The 21,534-nt window shown below is 24.7% G+C and carries 21 protein-coding genes; 19 read left to right on the forward strand and 2 right to left on the reverse strand.

Annotated features, from left to right (window positions below; all coding sequences use genetic code 4):
• Positions 1-7: 7 nt before the first annotated feature.
• From rpmI to LT335_RS02865, 10 genes are all read left to right on the forward strand, one after another.
• Positions 8-196: a 50S ribosomal protein L35 gene (gene rpmI, locus LT335_RS02820; RefSeq protein ID WP_249728499.1), complete on the forward strand. Its 189-nt coding sequence runs from the start codon at positions 8-10 to the stop codon at positions 194-196.
• 18 nt (positions 197-214) lie between these two features.
• Positions 215-565 (forward strand): 50S ribosomal protein L20, encoded by a 351-nt coding sequence (gene rplT, locus LT335_RS02825; protein WP_249728501.1) that lies wholly within the window; start codon positions 215-217, stop codon positions 563-565.
• Positions 566-675: 110 nt separating this feature from the next.
• Positions 676-1,185: a dUTP diphosphatase gene (locus tag LT335_RS02830; protein WP_249728503.1), complete on the forward strand. Its 510-nt coding sequence runs from the start codon at positions 676-678 to the stop codon at positions 1,183-1,185.
• 21 nt (positions 1,186-1,206) lie between these two features.
• On the forward strand, positions 1,207-1,914 hold the full coding sequence (locus LT335_RS02835; protein WP_249728505.1) for a M48 family metallopeptidase: 708 nt from the start codon (positions 1,207-1,209) through the stop codon (positions 1,912-1,914).
• A 2-nt stretch (positions 1,915-1,916) separates the two neighbouring features.
• The gene (locus LT335_RS02840; RefSeq protein WP_249728506.1) at positions 1,917-2,690 is read left to right on the forward strand and encodes a TrmH family RNA methyltransferase; all 774 of its coding nucleotides are present in this window, start codon (positions 1,917-1,919) and stop codon (positions 2,688-2,690) included.
• Positions 2,691-2,730: 40 nt separating this feature from the next.
• Positions 2,731-3,798, forward strand: a complete 1,068-nt coding sequence (gene pheS / locus LT335_RS02845; RefSeq protein ID WP_249728508.1) for a phenylalanine--tRNA ligase subunit alpha — start codon at positions 2,731-2,733, stop codon at positions 3,796-3,798.
• Positions 3,799-3,819: 21 nt separating this feature from the next.
• Positions 3,820-6,222: a phenylalanine--tRNA ligase subunit beta gene (gene pheT / locus LT335_RS02850; RefSeq protein ID WP_249728510.1), complete on the forward strand. Its 2,403-nt coding sequence runs from the start codon at positions 3,820-3,822 to the stop codon at positions 6,220-6,222.
• Positions 6,223-6,520: 298 nt separating this feature from the next.
• Entirely contained in the window at positions 6,521-9,139 is a 2,619-nt protein-coding gene (locus LT335_RS02855; protein ID WP_249728512.1) for a valine--tRNA ligase, read from the forward strand.
• Between the two features lie 19 nt (positions 9,140-9,158).
• On the forward strand, positions 9,159-10,091 hold the full coding sequence (gene holA, locus LT335_RS02860; RefSeq protein ID WP_249728513.1) for a DNA polymerase III subunit delta: 933 nt from the start codon (positions 9,159-9,161) through the stop codon (positions 10,089-10,091).
• 36 nt (positions 10,092-10,127) lie between these two features.
• A complete protein-coding gene (locus LT335_RS02865) occupies positions 10,128-11,603 on the forward strand; it encodes a hypothetical protein (RefSeq protein ID WP_249728515.1) in 1,476 nt (491 codons plus the stop codon).
• Positions 11,604-11,650: 47 nt separating this feature from the next.
• Here the strand turns inward: LT335_RS02865 and rpsT are convergent, their stop codons facing one another.
• Positions 11,651-11,926: a 30S ribosomal protein S20 gene (gene rpsT / locus LT335_RS02870; RefSeq protein ID WP_249728516.1), complete on the reverse strand. Its 276-nt coding sequence runs from the start codon at positions 11,924-11,926 to the stop codon at positions 11,651-11,653.
• A gap of 200 nt (positions 11,927-12,126) precedes the next feature.
• Between rpsT and LT335_RS02875 the strand changes: the two genes are divergently transcribed.
• From LT335_RS02875 to LT335_RS02910, 8 genes are all read left to right on the forward strand, one after another.
• Positions 12,127-12,669, forward strand: a complete 543-nt coding sequence (locus LT335_RS02875) for a hypothetical protein (RefSeq protein ID WP_249728518.1) — start codon at positions 12,127-12,129, stop codon at positions 12,667-12,669.
• Between the two features lie 170 nt (positions 12,670-12,839).
• Positions 12,840-13,775: a hypothetical protein gene (locus LT335_RS02880; RefSeq protein WP_249728519.1), complete on the forward strand. Its 936-nt coding sequence runs from the start codon at positions 12,840-12,842 to the stop codon at positions 13,773-13,775.
• A gap of 144 nt (positions 13,776-13,919) precedes the next feature.
• Positions 13,920-14,909 (forward strand): hypothetical protein, encoded by a 990-nt coding sequence (locus LT335_RS02885; RefSeq protein WP_249728520.1) that lies wholly within the window; start codon positions 13,920-13,922, stop codon positions 14,907-14,909.
• Between the two features lie 106 nt (positions 14,910-15,015).
• Complete coding sequence (locus tag LT335_RS02890; protein WP_249728522.1) at positions 15,016-15,318, forward strand: hypothetical protein; 303 nt, start codon at positions 15,016-15,018, stop codon at positions 15,316-15,318.
• Between the two features lie 44 nt (positions 15,319-15,362).
• Complete coding sequence (locus tag LT335_RS02895; protein WP_249728524.1) at positions 15,363-15,962, forward strand: hypothetical protein; 600 nt, start codon at positions 15,363-15,365, stop codon at positions 15,960-15,962.
• Between the two features lie 121 nt (positions 15,963-16,083).
• Positions 16,084-17,853, forward strand: coding sequence for a DUF2779 domain-containing protein (locus tag LT335_RS04575; RefSeq protein ID WP_249728525.1), 1,770 nt, complete (start codon positions 16,084-16,086; stop codon positions 17,851-17,853).
• Positions 17,847-18,791: a methionyl-tRNA formyltransferase gene (fmt, locus tag LT335_RS02905; protein ID WP_249728527.1), complete on the forward strand. Its 945-nt coding sequence runs from the start codon at positions 17,847-17,849 to the stop codon at positions 18,789-18,791. The genes LT335_RS04575 and fmt overlap by 7 nt, the downstream gene beginning before the upstream one ends.
• A 12-nt stretch (positions 18,792-18,803) precedes the next feature.
• Positions 18,804-19,376, forward strand: coding sequence for an MSC_0063 family putative ECF transporter S component (locus LT335_RS02910; RefSeq protein WP_249728528.1), 573 nt, complete (start codon positions 18,804-18,806; stop codon positions 19,374-19,376).
• Between the two features lie 31 nt (positions 19,377-19,407).
• Here the strand turns inward: LT335_RS02910 and LT335_RS04280 are convergent, their stop codons facing one another.
• Entirely contained in the window at positions 19,408-19,533 is a 126-nt protein-coding gene (locus tag LT335_RS04280) for a hypothetical protein (protein WP_283778547.1), read from the reverse strand.
• A gap of 191 nt (positions 19,534-19,724) precedes the next feature.
• Between LT335_RS04280 and lepA the strand changes: the two genes are divergently transcribed.
• Positions 19,725-21,527, forward strand: a complete 1,803-nt coding sequence (gene lepA, locus LT335_RS02915; RefSeq protein WP_374982214.1) for a translation elongation factor 4 — start codon at positions 19,725-19,727, stop codon at positions 21,525-21,527.
• Positions 21,528-21,534: the final 7 nt, after the last annotated feature.

The following is a 21,534-nucleotide window of genomic DNA, read 5'->3' on the forward strand; positions in this document are numbered from 1 at the left end:
AAAACAGATGCCAAAAATGAAAACAAAAAAAGCGTTGAAAAAAAGAATTAAAGTAACTGGAACAGGGAAATGAATGCGTGGAAGTGCTTTTGTTTCACACTTAGCACCACACAAAACAACAAAACAAAAACGTCAATCTCGAGGATGAACAACAGTTTCTAAATCTGATTACACTCGACTAAAAGATTTAATTTAAAACAAGGAGTAAGAAAATATGGCAAGAGTTAAAGGTGGATATACCACAAATCACCGTCGTAAAAAAGTTTTAAAACAAGCTAAAGGATATTACGGATCAAAAAGTACCTTATATCGTACAGCTAATGAACAAGTAATGAATTCTTTAGCTTATGCTTACCGTGATCGAAAAAATCGTAAGCGTGATTTTCGTAAATTATGAATTACAAGAATTAATGCTGCAGTTAGAGCTGAAGGATTATCATATTCTAAATTTATTGATGGATTAAAAAAAGCTGGAATTGAATTAAATCGTAAGACATTATCAGAGTTAGCAATTAATCATCCAGAAGAATTTAAAAAGATTGTTACAGTAGCTAAATCAGCGTAATTTAATAAAGATTAAAATCTTGTTATTAATTGAAATAACAAGATTTTTATTTTGCTTTAATTAAAAAATGATAAAATAAATTAAAGATTAGAAAGTAGTGGATTTATAGGATGTTAAGTAAAGAACAATTGATGACAATTATTAAATTACAAGTAGAATTAGATCAAAAGATTTCAATAACAAGATTACTTCAAGACAATCAAGAAATTTTAAATGCTAAATTTTTAGCTTTAATGATTGAAATTGCTGAGTTTGCTAATGAACAACGATGTTTTAAATATTGAAGTTCAAAACCATCATCAGAAAAAAAGATTTTATTAGAAGAATATATTGATGGACTTCATTTTATTATTAGTATTGCTAATGATTGTGGACTATCATCAAAAATTTCTGATTTAAAAATTAATTTTCAACATTATCAAACTTTAACTTTAGCTTTTTTAGATTTATTTGCAACAACTTTAAAATTACAACAAGAAAAAGATTTAGCAACAATTGAAAAATGATTTAATATTTATTATACAATTGCGCAAAAATGTGATTTTACTAAAGATGATATTTTTAATGCCTATTTAGCAAAAAATAAAATTAATCATTTACGTCAAGAACAAAATTATTAAAATGAATTTTTAGGAGCGCAAATGGAAGTTAAAACAATTTTTTATCAAAATCAAAATTGAGAGTATATTGTTAATTATCGTCAACAAAAACACCTTTATTTAAAATTAAAAGAGCAGCAAATAATTGTGAGCGCTCCTTTTTTTGTTAAGCCTGAAGTGATTGAAGATTTTGTTAAAAGTAATTTACCAAAATTAATTAAACAATTAAGAAATAATGAATTAATAGTTACTCGCTTTGCTTTTACTCCCGAAGCTTTTATTTATTTTTTAGATAAAAAATTACCAATAGTTCTTAATTATCAAAACAAAACTAAGTTTTTTATTAGTGATGATAGTTTTTTTATTTATACTCCTTTATTATTAAGTAATAAAAATCAGCAAATAGTTTTATTACAAAAAATAAATCAATTTTTAAAAACTATTGCTCGACCAATATTTTTAGAACGATTAAGATATTGACAAAGAATTCTTCAAATTAATGCTAATGATTTTGATTTACGAATAATGAAAACAAAATGAGGAGTATGCTTTCATCAAGCAGGAAAGATTGTTTTAAATGTTAAATTAATTCATTTTAGTTATCAAGTAATTGATTATGTTATCATTCATGAATTGATTCATTTAATTTATCCACATCATCAAGCAGAATTTTGAAATTTAGTTGCTTTATATTGTCCTAACTATCGTGATATTAAAAAAATTTTAAAAAATAGTAAGGTTGAAATTTAATTATGAAAGAAATTACTGCAGTTAATAATCCTTTAATTCAATATTTAAGAACTTTACAAAAAAGTAAAAATCGTTATCAAAACCATCAGTTTTTAGTTGAAGGTTGACATTTGGTAGAAAAAGCTTTAGAAGCAGAAGTAGTATTAACAGTTTTTATTTTGAATAATCAACTAGATAATTATCAAAACAAATTACCAAAAAATATAAAAATTATTTTAGTTAATCAAGCAATTATTAAAAAAATTAGTCAAGAAGTAACACCACAAGGAATTATTGCTTTATGTAAGTTTAAAGTTGTTACCGAAAAAAGCCCTAATAATGTTTTATTATTAGACAAAATTCAAGATCCAAGTAATCTTGGAGCAATTTTACGAAGTTGTAGTGCTTTTGGAATTAATAAAATTTTTCTATCTAATGATAGTGTTGACCTTTATAATCATAAAGTTATTAGTGCTAGTCAAGGTGCAATTTTTAATGTTAGTGTCGAATATTGTGATTTAATATCTTTAATTATAAAATTGAAAAAAGAAAATTATTATTTATATGGTACTTTTTTACATGAAACAAACAAACCAAAAACTTTAGAGACAATTAAATTTCAAGCAAAAAATGCTATTTTATTTGGTAATGAAGGAAAAGGAATTAATCAAGATTTAAGGAACTTAGTTGATGAAAATATTTTAATTAAAACAACTAATAATGTTGAATCATTAAATTTAGCAACTAGTGTTGCAATTACGATATATTCTTTATTTATTACTAATAAATTATCATAATGTATTAAAATAAGAGTAAAGATAAATGATTGGTGAAAAAATGAATCAACTAGATAAAATTAAAGAAAATTTAAATAAAATTTCAATCAAAGCAAAATCTGATATTAAAGCAATTTCTGAAACAAATAACTTACATTTTTTAAAATCAAAATATTTTGGTAAAAAATCATCATTTAATGAAATTTTAAAATCATTAAATAGTTTTGATCAACAAGCAAAATCTGAAGTTGGTAAATTAGTTAATGAATTTAAAAGCGAAATTATGACTTTAATTAATGAAAAAATTTTAAAAATTGAAGCAAAAGTTCTTGAAGAACAATTAAAGCAAAATCAAGTTGATTTAACTTTACCAGGGACAGATTTAGCAATTGGTTATCGTAATCCATTATTTTTAATTATTGATAAAATTACAACAATTTTCAAGGATTTAGGATATCAAATTATTAGTGGTACTGAAGTTGATAATGAAGAATATAATTTTAATCGTTTAAATTTACCAAAAAACCATCCAGCACGAGCAATGCAAGATACTTTTTATTTAGATAATAGTAGTGATGAAAAAAATAAGTTTTTATTACGAACTCATTGTACTAATATGACAGCACGAATTTTATCAGCAACAAATGGTAAAGTTATTAATCCGTTAGCCTATATTAGTTTAGGCAATGTTTATCGCAAAGATGATGATGATGCAACTCATTCTCATCAATTTATGCAAGTTGATGCTTTTTTAGTAGCAAAAAATATTTCTTTTGCAAATTTAAAATGAACTTTAAATTATTTTTGTCAACAGTTATTTGGTGCTAAAAGTAAGATTCGTTTACGACCTAGTTATTTTCCATTTACTGAACCATCTGCTGAAGTTGATGTTAGTTGTCCTTTATGTTTTACTCGTGGATGTAGTTTATGTAAATATACTGGTTGAATTGAAATTTTAGGTTCAGGAATGATTCATCCAAATGTATTTCAGGCATGTGGAATTGAAGATGAAACAATTAATGGTTTTGCTTTTGGTGTTGGGATTGAAAGAATTGCCATGATTAAGTATAGTATTGATGATATTCGTTTGTTTTACAATAATGATTTGCGTTTTTTAAAACAATTTTAAGTAGGAAATTAGGAGTAGAAAATGATAGTTTCAAAAAAAATTCTTAGTCAATGAGTAAATATTAAAAAAATTAAAGATCAAGAAATTGCGACTGCTTTAAACAATCTTGGATTTGAGGTTGAAAAAATTACTAATTTAACTACTAGTAATACTAATTTAATTGTTGGCGAAATTATAAAAATAGTCAAACATCCCAAAAGTGAAAAATTAAATCTTTGTACTGTTAATATTGGTCACAAAAGATTGGAAATTATTTGTGGTGCTAGTAATGTTAAAGTAGGAATTAAAGTTGTTGTTGCACAAATTAATAGTGTCTTAGCTAATGGTTTAGCAATTGCTAAAAGAGAAATTCAAGGAATAATGTCAAATGGAATGCTTTGTTCTTTAGAAGAACTTGGTGTAAATCGTGAAGTATTAGATAAAACTGAATTAGCAGGAATTGTTCATTTGCCAGAAAAAGCATTAGTTGGTAGTTTAAATCCGTTAAATTATTTAGACTTAGATGAAACAATTTTTGAAATTCAGTTAACTTTAAATCGTAGTGATTGTTTAGCGATGTATTATTTGGCACAAGAATTAAGTCATTATTTTAATTTACCTTTAAAAAAAGTTTCATTTGCTAAGATTAAAAATCTTAAGTTAGTAAAATCAAATAATACAAAAGATTTTATTAATGCTTTTGCTTCATTAAATCTTAATTTATTAAGTCAGAATCGCCTAGTTACTGCACCAATGATTAAAAGAATGTTACAATTAGCAAATATTAAACCAAGTAATTTTATTAATGACTTACTTAATTTAGTAATGTTAGAATTAGGGCAACCGATTATTTGTTTTAACGGTCATGAAATAACTGATCCAAGTATTATTGAAGCAAAAAATGATAATTTAAAAGCTGGTTTAAAATATTTTAAACACGATATTTTATTTGCTAATAAGAAAATTCCTTTTAGTAATTTAGGAAATTTAACTTTACCAAATTTTGTTGCTAATGATAAAACAAACTCATTAATGTTATTTTCTGTTAATTTTGATAATTATTTAGTTCAAGAACAAATTAAGCGCAATAATTTTAATGTTGATAGTTGTTTTTTACAAAGATTAAGTAAACCAATTTTACCAGCTAATTATTTATTTGTTTTTCAACGCTTAATTTTTTGATTAAATCAATTTTCTGTTAGTTTTGAAGTTGTTAGTTTTACTAATTATGTTCATTATCAAAATAAAAATAATACTATTACAATTAATTGACAAAAAATTAATCAAATTTTAGGAACAAATTTTTCAAGTACTGAAATTATTAATGCTTTAAAAGTTGTTGGTTGCCAAATTAAGCCATTACGATTAACAAATATTAAAGTTAAAATTCCAAGTCATCGTTCTGATTTGGCTAATATTAATGATCTTACTGAAGAAGTTGCCCGAATTATTGGTTATCAAGCAATTCCAGAAATCAAACCAGAATTTACAATTATGCCAATTAAAGAAAATAAGTTAACACAATTGTTGAGTAGTTTAAGAAATTATTTACTAGATTATGGTTTTCATCAGGTGAAAACTTATAATTTAACTAGTACTTCATCTTTAAATGACTTTAATTTTTTTAATTATCATAAACCAATTACTTTACTGGCACCAATGAGTGTTTCAAGAAAAGTAATGCGTTATAGTTTAATACCTAGTTTATTAGAAATTTGTCGTCTTAATGCTAGTTATAAGCAAGATGCTTTGAAAGTTTTTACTGATGAAGTAATTTACACGCAAGATTCTGATGAATATGATCATCATTTTGCTTTTGTTGTTAACAATAACTTTTTCTCTGACAAAATTAAAACAGAAAATGGTTATTTATTAGTAAAAGGTTTTTTAGAAGCTTGATTAAATCATCAAGTTGGTCAAAAATTTACCCAACAATTAACTTATCAAAGTTTTAAAATGCGAGCAACTCATCCATTTTTAAGTGCTAATATTAGTTACAATAATTTGCACTTTGCTATTATTGCTGCTTTACATCCTGAAATTGCTAACGCAATGGATTTAAGTCAAGAAGTATTTTTAGTTGAAATAAATTGTAGTAAGTTATTAAAAATCATTGCTAACTTTAAAACTGGACAAGAAATTAAGTTTAAAAATTGATCAAAATATAATCCTTTAAGTCGTGATTTATCAATTATTATTAGTGATCAATATAGTTATGCTGCCATATCAAATGCAATTTGAGCGACAAAAATTAAAAATTTACAAAATTTAAGTTTAATTGATCGTTATTCAGATGATAAATTAAAAAAAGAAAAGCAACATTCATTAACTTTTAACTTAGAATTTAATAGTAAAGACGAACAATTAGATGAAGATAAAGTTAGTGAAGAAATAAAACAGATTCAAAAAGTTTTAATAACAAGATTTAAAGCAGTTATTAGATAATACTTTTATGAAACAAGTGATAATCTTGTTTTTTAAAATTAAAATTGTAAAATAATATTATTAAAACTAAAAAATATAAAAGAGTAAAATTAAATGGTAAAAAAAGAGACTTAATGGTTGCTGGAAATTAAGCAAGTTTAATTTGAAGGTAGTTTATATTTAATTAACAAATTAGAATCAAGCAATTAAGAGCATTTATTATTTGAGTTAATAAATGAATTAGGATGGTACCGCGGTTAAAAACGTTCCTAAATTAAGTTTTAGGAACATTTTTTATTAAAGGAGTAAAGTGTAGAATATGGATAATATGGAAACAAAATATAATCATCAAAAAATTGAAACTGGAATGTATCAAAAATGATTAAATAAAAAATTATTTGTTGCTAATCCAAAAAGTAAGAAGCCAAAGTTTTGTATTGTTTTGCCACCACCAAATATTACGGGACAATTACATTTGGGTCATGCTTGAGATGGAACAATTCAAGATGCTTTAATTCGTTATAAACGATTAAAGGGTTATGAAGCTTTATTTATTCCCGGAATTGATCATGCTGGAATTGCGACACAAGTTAAAGTTTTAGCAGAGATTAAAGCGAAGAAGCCTGCTCTTTTAGCAAATTTAGACCGAGAAACTTTTCTTAAATATGCCTGAAGTTGAAAAGACCAATATACAAAAATAATTCATGACCAATGAGCAAAAATGGGTTTATCATTGGATTATAGTCGTGAAAAATTTACTTTAGATCAAGATGTTAATGAAACGGTAAAAAAGGTTTTTGTTGATTTATATCAAAAAGGTTTAATTTATCAAGGAACAAAAATTGTTAATTGAGATCCATCATTGAGAACTGCAATTTCTAATATTGAAGTTGAATATCAAGAAGTTAATGGGAAATTATATTACTTGAAATATTATTTAAAAGATAAATCAAGTTATTTAACTGTAGCAACAACAAGACCAGAAACAATCTTTGCTGATCAAGCTTTAGTTGTTAATCCAAAGGATAAAAGATATAAGAAGTATCTTAATCAAGAAGTAATTAATCCTGTTAATAATAGTTTAATTAAAGTAATTGCTGATGATTATGTTGATATGACTTTTGCAACAGGAATTATGAAATGTACTCCTGCTCATGATTTTAATGATTATCAAATTGGTTTAAAGCATAATTTGGCAATGCCAATTTGTTTCGATGAATCAGGAAAAGTTAATCAATTGGGCACAAAGTACGCAGGTCAAGATCGTTTTATTTGTCGAAAGAATTTAATTGCTGATTTAAAAAAAGTTAAATTGGTTGTTAAAGTTGAAGATTATCAACATCAAGTTGGTTTTTCACAAAGAACTAATGTTGTCGTTGAACCTTATTTATCACAACAATGATTTCTTAAAATGGCACCAATGGCTGAAAAAATTATTGAAACTCAAAATCATCAACAAGTTAAGACTAATTTTTTTCCAGAATTTTTTGAAGAACAATTATTAAAATGAGTTAATAATATTCAAGATTGATGTATTTCTCGTCAATTAACTTGAGGTCATCAAATTCCTGTTTGATATCATAAAGAAACTAAAGAAAAATATATTGGTGTTGATGCACCAAAAAATGCCAAAGATTATTGACAAGAAACTGATGTTTTAGATACTTGATTTTCTAGTGCTTTATGACCTTTAGTAACTTTAAATTGACCAGATAAAAAAGCACAAGAATTTAAAAGTTATTATCCAAGTAATGTTTTAGTAACTGCTTATGATATCTTATTCTTCTGGGTTGTAAGAATGATGGCAATGGGATTAGAACTTACTAATCAACAACCATTTACTAATGTTTTAATTCATGGTTTAATTCGTGATGAACAAGGTAGAAAAATGTCAAAATCATTAAATAATGGTATTGATCCAATTAAAGTAATTGCAGAATATGGTGCTGATGCTTTACGTTATTTTTTAGTAAGTAATTCAGCGCCGGGACAAGATTTAAGATTTAGTAAAATTAAGATTGAATCAGCATGAAATTTAATTAATAAATTATGAAATGCTGCACGATATGTTTTATTGAATGTTCCAAAAGATTTTATGACTACTTCAGAATCGTTACAATATAGTTATATTGACCAATGAATTTTACAAGAATTAGATCAATTAATTATTAAAGTAGAAAAGAACATGGATAATTATGATTTCTTTACTGTTAATCATGATTTAGCAAATTTTATTTGAAACCAATATTGTTCTTGATATATTGAATTAAGTAAAGTTAATTTACAAGATGAGCAATTAAAAAAAGCATCATTATTTACTTTGGTTTATGTTTTAGAACAAATTTTAATTATGTTACATCCATTTTTACCATTTGTTACCGAAGCAATTTATCAAAAACGACATTCAGAAAGTATTTTATTAGCTAATTATCCAAAAGCAACCAATACTAAATTTAATCCAATTGTTAAGCAATTTATTAATAGTTTGACTGAAGTAATAATTGCTGTTAGAGAAGTTCGTAATCATTTTAGTTTAGCTTTTAAAACAAAATTGGAATTGCATATTAATACTAATGAAAGTTTCTTTACTAAAGAACAAGAACAACTTAATAAATATTTATTAAAATTAACTAATAGTGAAATTACTAGTATTAGTTTTGGTTCTTTTTCAAATGATAAGAAAATTAGTAAAGTAATTACTAATGCAATTGTTGAAATTAAAACTGAATTAACAGTTAACAAAAACCAAGAACTAGAAAAGTATCAAAAACAATTAGTGCAAATTAAAGAAGATATTGCTCGATGTGAAAAATTATTAAATAATCAACAATTTCTTGCTAAAGCTTTACCAGAAAAAGTGAAGTTACAACAAGAACGTTTAGGACATTATCAAACACAATTAGCGTTAATTCTTACGAAAATTAAAGAATTAAGTTAAAATTGCTTTGAGGTGAAAAATGGTCATTTTTTATGGTTTAGATAATTTTTTAATTAATCAAGCAGTTAATGATTATTTGAAAAAACAAAATTTACTAGATCAAGAAGCAATAATTACTACTTATTATTTAGCACAAGATAATTTAGAAGTAATAATTGCAAATGTTTTGCAACAAATTAGTAGTAGTGATTTATTTAATCAAAAAAAAGTTCTGATTATTAATGATTATGATTTATTATTAAATAATAATTTGAAATTATGAACAATGTTTAATCAACAAATTAATAATTTTCTTAATCAAGATATAATTATTATTTTGAAATTTTTAACAAATAATTTAAGTCAAACTATTTGAAATTCTCAAGCAAATGTTTTCTTAATTAAGAGTTATCAAAAAGAACAATTAAGAAAATGAGTGATTGAAAAAGCCAAGACATATCAAATTAATCTTAGTCAAGAACTAATAGCAATTTTTATTAATAAATTTCCTAATTCACTTAATATCATTAATAATGAGTTAAAAGCAATTGCTAATTTAAATCGGGAAATTGATCAAGAAATTATTGAAAAATTTGCTAGTAAATATTTTGTAAAAAATCCTTATCAATTAATTAATTTTTGATTAATGAAAGATTATCAAACTTTTTGATGACAATATCGTAATTTTTGAGAAAAAATTAATTATGATAAAGGAAGTTTATTTAATATTTTGATTTATCAACTAGAATTAATGAGAAATATTAAATTATTATTAACAAAAAATTATTCTTATCAACAGATAATGACTAAATTAAATATTTCACAAATCCAAATCAATAGTTTGCTGAAATTACAATTAGAATTAAAAACAATTAATTTACTTCTTGTTAAAGGTCATGAAGTAGATTTTCAAATAAAAACGGGAAAAATAGCAAAAAATCTTGCATTTGATTTATTTTTTTGTAGAAATTAAGTTATAATATTATCGTTATTATAAAGAGGTGAAAGAATGAGTAAAAATAATGATTTATTAAATAATAATAACGAGCAAAAAGAAAAGGAAACTAAAGAAACAAAATTGAATCAATCTAACTCAGATAAATCAGAAGTAGCAAAAGAAGTTAAAACTGTAAGTAAAAATAATGATTTTGCTAATGATGATGGTATTATTGATTTAAATTTATATAGCCATATTGCTAGTACTCTTTTTAATAGCTTAAGTAATCCAATTGTTAGAAATGAAATTAAAGTTAATGAAAATATTTTAAAATATACTGAATTACAAATTTCAAATTTGTTTTTTTTAGAATCAGCTTTAAGTAAAGAATTAGTTGGAAAAAAATTAGCAAAAGAATTTTTACAATTAACAGCTAATATTACTGATCTTGCTTTAACAGTTAATAAAAGTCAAAAAAAGACCGCAATTGAAATTTTAGAAGATAGTAATTTATTAGTTGTAACTATTATTAATAGTTGTAAAGGTGTTGAAAGAGAATTATTAGAACGTTTTCAAACTGTTAATAGTGAATCATTTAAAAATATTAATAATCAAATTTCTGCATTAAATAATTTTAATACTGAAACTGAAGTTCAATCAACTCAATTACATCAAGAATCAGAAAATGATTTTAATCAAAATAATCAAGAGCAAAATGACTTAAATCAACAACAGCCAGTAAATCCTAATATGAAAAACTTAAATAATGTTGATATGGCTAACTTATCAAAATTAGGTGTATTGCCACAACATCCTGGAACAAATCCTAATTTTTATCCTTATTTAAGTAAACCAAAAGCTGTTCCAATTTTAAAAAAAGTTTTATCAGGAATGTTACTAACTTCAGTTTTATTTATTGTTGTTACAATTATTATTTCTACTTTTGTTAAAGGCGATTTAACTTTAATTGCTGGAACAGATGGTGTAGAAGCAACAAAAATTCACTTTGTTTTAAGTAAAGCAAATAGTTGATTAATTCCAGTAATGACAATAGTTTTATACATTGGCTTTGCTTATAGTTTTATTAAGACACCACGATCTCAACGAGATAAATATCATCTTTCTTATTTTATGTTAGGATTGTTGTTATTCTGATTAATTGTTACAGTTGCTAATTCTTTTTATCAAACAAGTGATAGTTATTATCATAGTTACTTTAAAACAAGACTTGAAAAAGATCAAACTTTAAATCCAGACATTGTTAAAGATATGAAAAACTTACCTAACTTTATTGTTTTCCGTATTTTCTCAATTATTACTTCAGCAGTTTCTATTTTACCTTTATTCATTATAGTTGTATTAATGTTAATTAATCCAAGACTTGATAGAAATAAAGTAATGCGTGCTAATAGTGAATATCAAAATGCAATTAGTGCTGCTTTAAGTGGTAAAAAATATGATATGGATCAATCTTTATTTGATAAAAGTGATGAACCAAAAACAAAAAAGAAATCTCGCAGAAAAGCAGAATTTAGTGGTAGATTTTAAAAAATTGTTTAATAAATAAATAATAAAAAAGTAGTTCTCTTATTGAACTACTTTTTTGCTTTTTCTTTAATTTTATTAAGTTTATTAGTCATTTTTGATTTTTTATTAGCTGCTTTATTAGGATGAAAAATTCCTTTACTTGCAGCTTTATCAACTAAACTAGAATATTCATTTACTAATTCTTGAGAATTTTTATCTTTGTTATTAATTGCTGCAACAGTTTTATTATAAGAAGTTTTTACTTTACTTTTAAAACTTTTATTAATTTGATGATCTTTTTCATTAGTTTTAATTCTTTTAATTTGTGATTTAATATTTGCCATTATTGCTCCTTAATTGGTTTTCAAGTTTTATTTAGACTATTTAAAACAAAAATTATTATAACAAATAACTTTTAATAATGTAAGATAGTTTTTTCTTTTTGTTCTTTTTATTTTAATTATTAAAAATTCCACGAACTATGTGCTGTTTTAAAATAAAAAAAGATATATGATAAATTCATAAACTTAAAGGGGGTTTATTTATGAAAAGATTTTTAATCGCATTAACTGGCTTAGTCGGTATTAGTGCTGTATCAGTAGCACCAATTGTAAGTCAAAATCATCAAAAAGTTGATACCATTCAACAATTCGCTACGGCAAAAGAATGAAATATTAATAATGCTATTGTTAAACAATATGTAGATGCTAATGGTTGATTATATTTTGCAATTGATAATATTAATTTATCATCAATCGGAATTAATAGTATTAATGCTTTGCATACATATAATACAATTGAAATTCCTGGCATAAAAGTAAAATTTGATGATTATACAGCATTGACAGGAGATTCATGAAAAGCTAATAGAAATCTTGGTTCAGAAGATTGATATCGTATGTTTAAAAAAACTGTTGGTTGAACTACTATGACTTTAGAAAGTGCTGCAAGTATTTGATATAGTAATTCTGGTGACTTAATGATGCGCTTAGCATATCATGGATCAATTCTTAATTATATTCCACCAAGAGTTACAGATGGAGGAACGATTGCTTTTGAAAGTGGTTCTGTAGTTAAATTTTATTAAAAAGAAAAATATCAGATAAGTTATTTATCTGATATTTTTTATTGCTTTATTTTTGTAATTTTCATAAAATTTTTCTTATGTTATAATTTTACCAAAATGTGAAAGGAAGGTAACGATAACAATAAATTTGATTTAATAAATTATTTAGTAAAAAATACTTGGAGGAAACTATGAACTTTATTAAAAAGAATTCGAAACATATTTTAATGGGATTAACACTGTCTTTTTTTGTTTTAATGTTAGGTTTAGGACTTGGATTATCAGCTTTTGGGATGGGAATGGAAAGTCAACGATTTATTACTAGTGTTGATAAGGTAATTGATAAGTATATTCCAAAAGGTAAAGTTGTCCTTAATGGCAAAGGTCAATATTTTGATACAACTTATGTCCTTTTACGAAAGGCATATGAAGATGATGTTCAATCAACATTAACACTTGAAAAACAAAATGATGAAGAGGTTATGAACTTTTGAAAACTTTATGCTGATACTAAATTTGATCAACAATGAAAATCAAAAATTGATAATAAAGAAGATATTGATATTAATGAGTTTTCACATGCTGTAGTACAATTTGATATTGAAATTGCTAAACAATTTCATAATTATGCTTTTACTCATTCGGGACTTGGATGAATTCGTCAAAAAAAAGTATTATCACAATTATGAGGTTCAAATTTTGCTAATACTGCACTTTATCAAGAAGCACAACAAGATGAAATAATTCTTGATCAAGCAGAATATAAAGCAGGAACATATATTGTGAACAATAAAGTTGCATTTATCAATAAACAATTGCAACAAGTTACTGTTGTACTAGAAATTCCTGATATGTTTAAAGATAGTGATTCTGTTAGAAATACATTAATGAAAAATGAAAATGACACACAGGTACCTGTTCAAATTTCAGTTGATGATTTATATCATCCAAACTACACAAAAATGTTTCAACAAACTCGCATTGGTGCAATCTTTTTAATCATTCTTACACCTATTTTTGGAATCGTATTTATTGCTTCTAGTTTAGTTGGATATTCTGTCCTTTTAAAAATGAATTGAAGTAGAAACTTACTTAATAAAATGAGAATAAATAAAGCAAGAGTATAGGTTTTACCTATACTTTTTTGTTTTTAAGTTTAAAAAATATCGAAAAATTAAAAAATTATTGATAAATAAAGTTTAAAGTTTTATACTAAATTTGGATTGTAAGAAGAGGCAAAATTTGAAAAAAATAAAATAAGGGGAAAAATTATGCCAAAAAATACTTATGAATCTATGAATCTTTATCAAATTAATAATCAAGAAACAGTGATTTTATTAAAAGTTGAAGAAGATAAAAAATTATTTTCAGTTTGAGTGGGAAATTCTGAAATTGATAAAAATACTCATGAGGAACCGTTAATTTTAAAGATTAATAATAAAGATATTTTTTTCTATAAAAGTGGCATTAAGGAAATTAATCAAAAAGATTTAATTCTTGATGAAATTAATCAAGAATATCAATTAACTAATCTTCAAAAACAAGAAACATTGTATACTTTTGCTGAAAAAATTGATCAAACTAATTTAAGCCAAAAGATTATTTTATTGGAATTGAAAAATGAGTATTTAACTAAAGAAAGTTGATCTTTAAAGCAAGACAATATTATGTTAGATATAAAAAATCAGTATTTAACTAAAGAAAATTACTCTTTAAAGCAAGATAATATTATCTTAGATATAAAAAATGGTGACTTAAATTTAAAAAATAGTGATTTAAAATTAGAAGCTGAGGAAATTTTAGATCAAAAAGAGCCTTGAAAAAGAGAAGTAAAAAAATTAAAACAACAAATTATTGAATTACAAAATGAAAATAAAATCCAAAAATTACATATTAATGAGTTATCTAATGCTAAAGATAGTTTATGCAAAGTAGTTGGAACATCATTTGATGTTCATGAAATCGTAACAAACAAAACTAAAGAATTACTTGATGTAAAAGGAAGACCAAAAGAACAATACAAAAGTTTTGTTAAGCAAATTGCATTTGTAACACAAACATTCCTTGACAAATTGGAAAAACCTAAAAATTTCAATTATGAAAATGAACAATCTAAGTTAATAAAGAAGTTTTATGATGATGAAATTGCATCTGCAATGGAAAAATGAAAATCTTTCGATAAAACACCTAAACAAATCAAACAGGAAGTTTTAAAAAATAAAAAACGATTAGACAAAATTACAGAAGAATATGAATTTTAAAGTGGAGTAATATACTACCACTTTTCTTATTTTAGAAAGAAAATTAAAAAAGAGTAATTTGTTTTTTGTTGATTTTTCCAGTATAATTATTATGTTAACATAGGAAATGTTAAATATTGGTGATGCTATGAGTTATTATTTTAAAAGTAAATATCAGTTTTCAGACCACGGACTATTAAGAATTAAAAATCGTTTAAAAGTAAAAAAAATGAGCGATTTAGAATTAAAAAGTTATTGTGAAGAATTAATTGATACAAGCCATGAAATAGATGAAACAAAAACTTACAAATATGTTAAAGTTAATAAAACAGATTTATACTTTATTATTAAGAAAATTGATAACCTTATTATAACTTTGACACCAATGAAACCAGAAAAATTATTATCAAACTTAGAAAAAGATTTATAATTTTAATTAAAAAATAACAAAAAAATCAAAAGGTGAAATAAATAATGAATTTAAAAAGTTCATGATGAATGTTACTTTTAATGGCAGTTGTTTTAATCATTTTTATTGTTTCTTCAATTGGATCAAGGAAACGAAAAAGAGAAGAAAAACAAAAACGCCAAAAAGAAGTAAAAGATATAATTAAATCTTATATGCGTGACGAGTTAGATTTACGTCATAAAACAATTGAATTTGATCAAGTAATTGCTCGTAGCAATAAAGAATATCGTTATCGTGATGTTTTTGATGTTGTCGTTAAACTTTATGACTCAAAGAAAAATGATTTATACGCAACAAAAGCATTTGAGGTTGAAGGATTTGCCAAACAAATTTCAAAGAAACAATTTGAAACAATTTGAAAGGTTAATGGTGAATTAGATTTAGAGGAAACTCTAAAAAGAATTAATTTAGCTAAGAATCGTAAAGCAATCAAAATTAAAAAGCGTGATCCAGAAACGAAAAAAATGCTTGCACAAGAAAAAGCAGATTTAAAAGCAAGTTTAGAAGCAGAAAAACAATTGGCAAAAGATAAAAAGAAACAAGTAAAAAATTATCAAAAACCAAAATTACCACCTTCTGAAAAATTTTCTGGTTTTAAAGATTAACAATTTCACTATAAATTTCTAAATTCAGATATCTTTATCTGAATTTTTTTATTACTTGCATATTTTTTTCTTTCATATATATTAAAAACAGATAAAATTATTTTTCAGTTTGGAGTATTTAATGAAAATTTATAAAGATGATTATAAACATTTTCGTGAGTGTCAAAAGTTAACTTGATTCTTGAATGAAAAACATTATCAGTTGGCAAAAAAATTAATTGAAGAAAAAAAAATTCTTAATTTCGTTGAATTAACTAATACTAAAACTAGTAGTAAAGTTGATGAACCAGTTACTAAAATTAGTGATTTAGAAGCTTTAATTGCTAGTAATCAAGAATTTGGTCAAGATATTGAAGATGATGATTTTTATCCTGGTGAAATGATTGCTGATGGTTTAGAAACTGGTAAATATGCTCAAAGGTATTTTCAACAAAACTATCAATCTTATAATTTTGAAACTAACCCAGTTATTGATCAAGATATAATTTTTCAAAATCAAAAGTATCAAGTTTTTTTTGAACCAAGATTTCAATATCAAGATTGTGTAACAAAATGTGATATTTTAAAACGAAATGGTAATGATTGAGATTTAATTGAAGTTAAAGCTGTCACTTGAGTTAAAGAAGAACATATGTGAGATTTATTATATCAATATGATATCTTAACAAAATGTGGTTTAAGAATTACTAATGTTTATATTATGTATTTAAACAATAATTATTTATTGCAAGAAAAAATTGATTTAATGGCATTATTTATTGCCAATGGTTCAACTTGACAAAAATCGCCAACAACAAAAAAAAGTTTTAGTTTATATGATTCAATTCAAAATGAACTTGCTGAACATAATTTAGCACAAGAATATCAGAAAATTAGTGAAATTTTAGCAATTAGCGAGCCTAATAAAGTTTATGATTTTTTAACTAATAAATATTGTCATGAAGATCAAAAACAATTTTGTTTTCATATTTTTGATTATTTTGACCCTTTTAACACAATTTTTCAATTATATCGTTTAAGAAAAACTAAAAAAGCATTATGATTTTATCAAGAAGATTTATTATCATTACAAGATAAAAGATTATTACCTTTTATTGTTGATAATAAATTACATTATCGGCAATATCAAGTGGCAAATTTTGGTGAACAAGTGATTGATTTATCGGCGCTTACTGCCTTACAAGATGAATTAAATAATTATCAATATCCTGTTTATATGTATGATTTTGAAACAATGAAATCAGCAATTCCAAAATTCAATCATACTAAGCCTTATCAACAAATTGTCTTTCAATATTCCGTTCATGTGTTACTTAACAAAGATTTTGATTTTAAAACTAATGCTAATATTAAACATTATCAGTTTTTAGCTGATGGTTTAGAAGACCCACGAATTGAATTAGTAAAAAATTTAGTTCATGATTTGACTAGAATTCATGGTTTAGGAACTTATGTTGCTTATAATAAAAGTTTTGAAAAAGGAATTTTAAAAAATTTAATGTTTGAATTTAAAGAATATTTTCATGATTTAAAAGCAATTAGTCATTTAACAATTGATTTACAAGATTTTTTTAAAGGATTTAAGGTTTATAAATCAGATTTTGCTGGTTCTTTATCAATTAAAAAAACTTTACCCGCTTTTGCTCCTGATTTTTCTTATCAAGATTTAGCAATTAGAAAAGGTGATATGGCTTCAGAAGTTTTTCGAAGAAGAGTTGAAAATAATATTTCCTTGCAAAATTGAAAAAGTAATTTTTATCAAAATATGCTTAACTATTGTACTCGCGATACTTTGGCTATGGTAATATTATTTTGACATATTAAAAGATTAGTTGAAGCGGAAACAAAGCGACGCTTTAAAGAAAGTTCATTAGAAACAGCATCATGATAAAGAAAATTAACATTTTATTTATGGGAACTAATAATTTTGCTCAAGAAGTTTTAAGTACTTTACTAACAATGCCAGAAATTAATCTTGTTGGAGTTGTTTGTCAACCAGATCGCAAGATTGGTCGAAAGCAAACTATTGTTTTTTCATCAGTTAAAGAATTAGCATTAGCGAAAAAAATAACATTATTTCAACCGGAAAAAATTATTCAAGAGTATGATAATTTACAAAGGTTAACAATTGATATGATTATTACTTGTGCTTATGGTCAATTTTTACCAGAAAAGATTTTGCTGTTGGCAAAAATTTTACCACTAAATATTCATGCTTCTTTACTACCAAAACTTCGTGGTGGCGCGCCAATTCAATGAGCAGTTATTAATAATTTTTCTGAAACTGGAATTACTTTAATGAAAATGGTTCAAAAGATGGATGCAGGTGCAATTTTTAGTCAAGGTAAAGTTAAAATTGATAATAATGAAACTTATAGTTCTTTACAGTTAAAATTAATTGCTTTGGCACAAAAAATGATTAAAAGTGATTTATTAGCAATTGCTAATGGCAAAATTAAAAGTCAAGAACAAAATGAAAGCGAAGTAACCTTTGGTTTTAATATTACTCGAAAAGATGAATTAATTAATTGAAAGCAAGCTGCTAAATTAGTTTCTTGCCAAGTTCGTGGTTTGTATGATCAACCAATTGCTTACAGTACAATTGCTGGTTTTATTTATAAAATTCATCAAGTAACAATTAGTAATCAAGCATCAAAAAAATCTCCTGGAACAATTACTTTAATTAATAAATTAGGAATTTTTGTTGCAACAACTGATTTTGATATAGTTATTACGAAGATTCAGCCTGCTGGTAAAACGGTTATTAATACTAATAACTATTTTGGTTCTAAAATTAATCCAATAAAAGTTGATTTAGTTTTTAAATAATTAGGTGAATTAATGTATCGTTTTAAATCAATTAAGTATTTAGCAACAACAGGATTAATTACTGCTTTATTAATTGTTATTGCTTATACTTCTTGTTGATTTTTTAATTGAATAGTTATTAGTTTTTTTGGTGGTACATCAACTTTACAATTATTTGATGCTTTCTTTCTTGCTTTTTGTGCTTTATTTTCAGGTCCAATGATGTTATTTGCTGGGCCAACTGCTGGAATAATTTTTGATTTAATTAGTGGTGTCAAAATGATTATTATTCCTGCAACAATTTTAATTAGAATTTTAATGTTTTTTATTGTTAAATTACTAACAATCAAAAAATGATGATGAAGTTCTTTTTATAGTTTTTTCTTAGCAAGTTTAATTTTACTTTTTGGTTATCCACTATATTATTTAATTATTTATCAAGATTGAGCGATTGTTATTAATGAATTAATTACTGATACAATTCAAGCTGGGTTTGCTTATCTTATTGCTCTTTTAATTTATTATTCGTTGTTTAATCGGCAAAATAAAACTAATAATGCTTTTTGAAATGATCAGCAATTTGATTATTTGAGAAAACAAAAATAAAAGAACTTCTTAATTTAGAAGTTCTTGTTAATTATTTTTTAGTTGAATGATTATCTTCATTATTACAATTGTTACAATTCATACAGTTTGGATGTTTTCCTGCTTGAGTACAACTGCAGGTGCAGCCATAACAAGGTTTCTTGCAATTTCCTGCCATAAAACCCTTTCCTTTCGTTCTGATTTAAACTACTTGTAATTTCTAATTCTAACTCTTTATTTTATTTTTGCAATAGGTAATTAGTATTGGGTTATTAAATATCTTATGTTATGATTTATGATAATAAGATAGTATTTATAATACTAATTAAAAATGAATTTTTACTTAATTGATGGAGAAAATCAATGGCAATTGATAAAAAACATATTAGAAATTTTTCCATTATTGCTCATATTGATCATGGAAAATCAACTTTAGCTGATCGAATTTTAGAATTAACTAAAGCTGTTAGTGCTAGGGAAATGAAAGATCAACTATTAGATTCAATGGAACTAGAACGAGAACGTGGAATTACAATTAAATTAAACAGTGTGCAATTACACTATCAAGCATTAGATGGCGAAGAATATTTATTGCATTTAATTGATACTCCAGGTCATGTTGATTTTACTTATGAAGTTTCTCGTAGTTTAGCTGCTTGTGAAGGTGTAATTTTAGTAATTGATGCTGCTCAAGGAATTGAAGCACAAACTTTAGCAAATGCTTATTTAGCATTGGATAATGATTTAACAATTGTACCAGTAATTAATAAAATTGATTTACCTAATGCTGATCCTGAAAGAGTATTACAAGAAGTAAATGAAATTTTAGGTTTAGAAATGAAGCATGTGCCATTAATTTCAGCTAAAAATGGTACAAATATTCGTGCTGTTTTAGAAGCAGTAATTAAAAATATTCCTTACCCAATTGATGCTGATGATCATAAACCATTAACTTGTTTAATTTTTGATTCATTTTATGATAAATTTCGCGGTATTATTGTTTTTATTCGTGTTAAAAGTGGAACAATTAAAATTGGTGACAAAATTAAAATGATGGCGTCGAATAGTGTTTATGAAGTAACTGAATTAGGTGTTAGAACACCAAAGGAAATTAAGAAACAAGAATTAGTAGCAGGTGAAGTTGGTTGATTAGCAGCTTCAATTAAAGTAATTAGTGATGTTCATGTTGGTGATACTATTACTCATGTTAAAAATCCGGCCTTAAAACCGTTACCAGGTTATAAACCATTAAAACCAATGGTTTATTGTGGTTTTTATCCAATTGACACTAATAAGTATCAAGATTTAAAAGAAGGTTTATTAAAGATGCAACTTTCAGATGCTGCTTTAATTTTTGAACCTGAAACTTCACAAGCTTTAGGATTTGGTTTTCGGATTGGTTTTTTAGGTTTATTACATATGGATGTTATTAAAGAAAGATTAGAACGAGAATATAACTTAAGTTTAATTTCTACAGCACCATCAGTAATTTATCATTTATTGTTAAATGATGGTCAGACTGTTCAAATTGATAACCCTGCAAAATGGCCAGAAGTGCAAAAAATTAAAAAAATTGAAGAACCATTTATTGAAGTAATTATTACTTGCCCTGATGAATATATTGGTGCAATTATGCAATTATGTCAAAACAAACGTGGTATTTATCAAGATTTAAAATATTTAGATCACTTACGAAGAAATTTGATTTACCATATGCCATTAAACGAAATTGTTTTAGATTTTTTTGATAAATTAAAGTCTGTTTCTAGAGGTTATGCTTCATTAGATTATCAATTAATTGATTATCAACAAAGTAAATTAGTTAAACTTGATATTTTAATTGCTGGAACAATTGTTGATGCTTTATCATTTATTGTTCATAGTGACTTTGCTTATCAAAGGGGAAGAGCATTATGTGAAAAATTAAAAACAATTATCCCAAGACAAAATTTTGAAGTTGCAATTCAAGCAGCAATTAATAATAAAATATTAGCTCGTGAAACAGTTAAAGCTGTAAGAAAAGATGTTATTGCTAAATGTTATGGTGGTGATATTACTAGAAAAAGAAAATTATTAGAAAAGCAAAAAGCAGGTAAGAAAAAAATGAAAGCAATTGGAAATGTTGAATTACCACAAGAAGCTTTTTTGGCAGTTCTAGAAATTGATGAATAAATGATGA

Origin of the sequence: Spiroplasma attinicola, from assembly GCF_023509825.1 — a bacterium.
GTDB classification, from domain to species: domain Bacteria; phylum Bacillota_I; class Bacilli_A; order Mycoplasmatales; family VBWQ01; genus Spiroplasma_D; species Spiroplasma_D attinicola.